Source organism: Psychrobacter sp. FME13, from assembly GCF_014861395.1.
GTDB lineage: Bacteria > Pseudomonadota > Gammaproteobacteria > Pseudomonadales > Moraxellaceae > Psychrobacter.
In genome coordinates this window covers 1-3,382 of the sequence record NZ_RRYV01000224.1, presented here as the reverse complement: position 1 = coordinate 3,382, position 3,382 = coordinate 1, and the positions used below count along the sequence as shown (strand labels likewise).

Genomic DNA, 3,382 nt, shown 5'->3' with positions numbered 1-3,382 from the left:
AGATTACAAGCCGCTTAATTTAGCTTGATGGTGACAACTACCTTGAAAAACTCCGGCGTCGGCAATTACGCATCGATCAGGAATAGTAATTAGATCACCATATCCATCATTTAGATTAAGTCTCTCTTCGACCTCCTGTTTATGCCAGCTAATAAGAACTTTATTAATCTCTTTTGATACCCCATAGTGCGCAACAAAGAACAAGACCGATGGGATGATTATTTTAACAGTATCTGTATGTACGACGATGTTGGAATTAGAGTCTGTTTTGATGTCATCAACTGGATAGCTATCAGGCTTGAGAATATACTCGCCCTTATCCTTTGAGATGCCATAATGGTTAGTATAGGTAAGGTTTGGGCGCTTGTATTTCTTATTGTCATAAGCATCTAGCTTGGTATATAAAGTTTCAAATTCGTACTTTTCTTCGCACTTCCCCTCTACCCAAATAGATCCTATGGGTAATTTCAAAATTGATTTAATTGATACTCCAACTACAACTTGTTTATTGGTAGTAGAGTTTAAAAAGTACACTTGAACCGTTTTGCGTCTACGGTGATAGTATATTTTTCCATACCACAGTACGATGTATTCAGTCTCTGGGTTATAGTAACTTCCTAAACATATCTCAAAGTATCTTTTGATATTTACCATACCCATGTATTTAACTTTTTTGCCGTTAGAATCGAACAATGCATCAAACATAACTCACCCCCAGCATGCTTGATCTAGGTGGCGAGTTAGCTATTTTTTTGAAGGGTGTTTTGAGTGAACAAAGAGAGATAAAGAGGTGTTTTTGACATCTATTCTTGGAATTTGACATTAATTGTTGGAATTGACACCTACATCAGTGGCGATACTCACGCCCGTATAACTCAAGGTTTTGGACAAATCGAACAGACCACTGCCCAAAAATAAATTGGAAGTTGGACAATGCGCTATTTGAGTGCCTGTATCGCGTAACACCTCATATTCTGAAGTCTCAAGGTAGATACCATGTGCCAATGTGGTTCGTCTACCGAGTAAGCCCATGTCGTGGTAAACGTCCAGATAACCTTTGTGATTGGGATACAGCTCACGGACAAAAGCGATTTCATCAAGGTTTTCTGCCAAATGTGTTTGCAGATAAACACTATCGTAACTGCGGTATAGCTCACCTGTCATTTGCAATTGTTTTGGTGTTGAGGTAATTGCGAACCTTGGCGTAATGGCCACATGCTGACGCCCATGCTCATGCCATTGATCAATGATATTCTGCGTATCTCGTATACCTTGTTCAGTAGACACACAAAGATTCTCAGGTGCGTTTTGATCCATCAGTACATTGCCCGTAATCATACGCGTATTCAGCCGGGCACTTTCCGTAAAGAACGATTCTACCGATTGCGGATGACTGGTCGAAAACACCAATGCACTCGTCGTACCGTTGGCAAGCAATTGGTTCAAAAAGAACTGTGCAGTATCATGGGCAACCTTTGGATCACCAAAACTGGCCTCAGTGACAAAGGTATAATTATTGAGCCAATCCAGTAACTGCTCTCCAAAAGCAGCCACCATATCTATCTGTGGATAATGTACATGCGTATCGATAAAGCCCGGCATAATAAGATTGTGCTTACAGTCATGAATTTGTACTGGCGCTTTATTTTCTTGCTCACTCTGGTTGGCATACTGCAACATCATTGATGCACAATTTCCATAATCCACGACTAGACCTGTCGTATCATCGACCACCAATGCACCATCAGCAATGTACTCAGGATAAATATTTACACCAGCAATCACAGGCTGTAATGTAACGTTTTTCTCTACTGCTGTAATATTTAAAGGACTGGGGTTTTTCAAACCCTCTGCCGCAGTGTTTGTTTTTTTAGATCTGGCAGCTAAGTCATCTTCGGTAAGGTAGTGCAGTAACTGTGCTTGATAAATATGTATGGTCATAAAAAATCTCAAATTAAGGTGTATCAGTTATATAAAGTGATATTTACGACTGATGATAAAGCTGCAGAACTTGGGCAACGATGGAGATAGCGACGGCCATTGGTTCTTTGCCACCAATCTCAAGCCCAATTGGCATGGTCAATTTATTAATTACTTGCTCACTATAACCACGCTGAAGCAAGCGAGTTCTAAAACGATTTTCTTTGGTTTTTGAGCTAATACAGCCAAGATAAGGCATAAACTGTAATGCACTATCATCATCGTCAGTATTGGCCTCATGAGAATCTGCATCCATCTCTAAAGAGAGATCCAATGCAGCACGCACCAACTCAAAATCAAGACTATGATCATGCGTCATGACCAAAATAAAATACTGAGTACCTTTGTTTACTGAATTTACTGATGCATATTGGCGACTTTTATCAATGAATGGTCGAATGAAATCCACAGGATCTTCTTCAATATGTGGACGGATATGTGCAGGAAGTTGATAAGTGACGGGTTGGTCCAGCGTATCTATACCCCTCTTTACGTATCGTTCAAACATTTCAGCTCGGCTATCCACCCAGTCTACTTGACAAGGTAACTCAGCAAGTAAACTCATTAACGAGGCGGCTACGTGTCCAGCACCGAATACCAATAACGACATCGGCGGCGTCACGTTAAAACACTCAAACATCACAGTGACACTACCACCACAGCACTGCGCCAACTTGGCACCTAATGGATAATGCTTGGTGTATACCACATCGCGGCGGACAGCTTTGGCTTTTTCAGACCTGCCTTTTTTTGAGGGTTTAGTATCATTGGATGCATCTGTATCTAGCTCACCTTTCAGTAGCTTCCTAGCCGTTATCGTCACATCATGCTCAAGACTGCCACCACCCAATGTGTCACAGCAGTCATCAAGCGTAACAATCATTTTAGACTGCAACTCTCGAGGTGCTGAGCCATTGACAGCAATGACCGTGGCCAAGACATGCGCGACACCCTGATTTTGATACTGCGACAGTCCCTCATACCAACGCCTTGGCGCTGGTACCAAAGATAGTCCTGATAATAGTGATGAGGTTTGTGGTGCTGATTCATTACTCACCGTGTGCAGGTCCTCTAGCCGTTGATACATTAGGATCTTGTATCGCCTCAGGCTGTTCATCCATCAGTGTACCTTCCGTTGCTGGCAAATGGATATCTTTGCTATGAGGCACTTGTTGTGGCTGTACTCGATCATCATCGATACCGCAGTTATCATCCACTGAGGTCAAGCTTTCAACCGCATCAGTATCTATACGCTCTAAAATCTCCCACGCTTGGCCTTGTAAGCGCATGACAGATTTCAATACAGCTTCTGGCGTAGCTGGCATGGTCAGCTCTGGGTTTTTCTTATTAGGACTTACGCAAAACCAGAGATATATTGCCAACCTAAAGCATAGCGTAGTAC

The 3,382-nt window shown here is 42.1% G+C and carries 3 protein-coding genes and 1 pseudogene; all 4 read right to left on the bottom strand.

The annotated features are described in order from the left end of the window. Positions 1–3: 3 nt before the first annotated feature. Positions 4–705 (bottom strand): hypothetical protein, encoded by a 702-nt coding sequence (locus EI164_RS15230; protein WP_192520798.1) that lies wholly within the window; start codon positions 703–705, stop codon positions 4–6. A 117-nt stretch (positions 706–822) separates the two neighbouring features. Next, positions 823–1,941, bottom strand: coding sequence for a guanine deaminase (gene guaD, locus EI164_RS15225; protein WP_225739340.1), 1,119 nt, complete (start codon positions 1,939–1,941; stop codon positions 823–825). Positions 1,942–1,984: 43 nt separating this feature from the next. Next, complete coding sequence (locus tag EI164_RS15220; protein ID WP_318779563.1) at positions 1,985–3,037, bottom strand: XdhC family protein; 1,053 nt, start codon at positions 3,035–3,037, stop codon at positions 1,985–1,987. Continuing rightward, a pseudogene (locus EI164_RS15215) lies at positions 3,030–3,382 on the bottom strand (xanthine dehydrogenase molybdopterin binding subunit); the annotation flags it as partial. The pseudogene EI164_RS15215 and the gene EI164_RS15220, both read right to left, overlap by 8 nt.

Coding starts and splice junctions, on each gene's coding strand:
- EI164_RS15230 (WP_192520798.1), bottom strand. CDS start 705: ATGTTTGATGCATTGTTCGATTCTAACGGCAAAAAAGTTAAATACATG.
- guaD (WP_225739340.1), bottom strand. CDS start 1,941: ATGACCATACATATTTATCAAGCACAGTTACTGCACTACCTTACCGAA.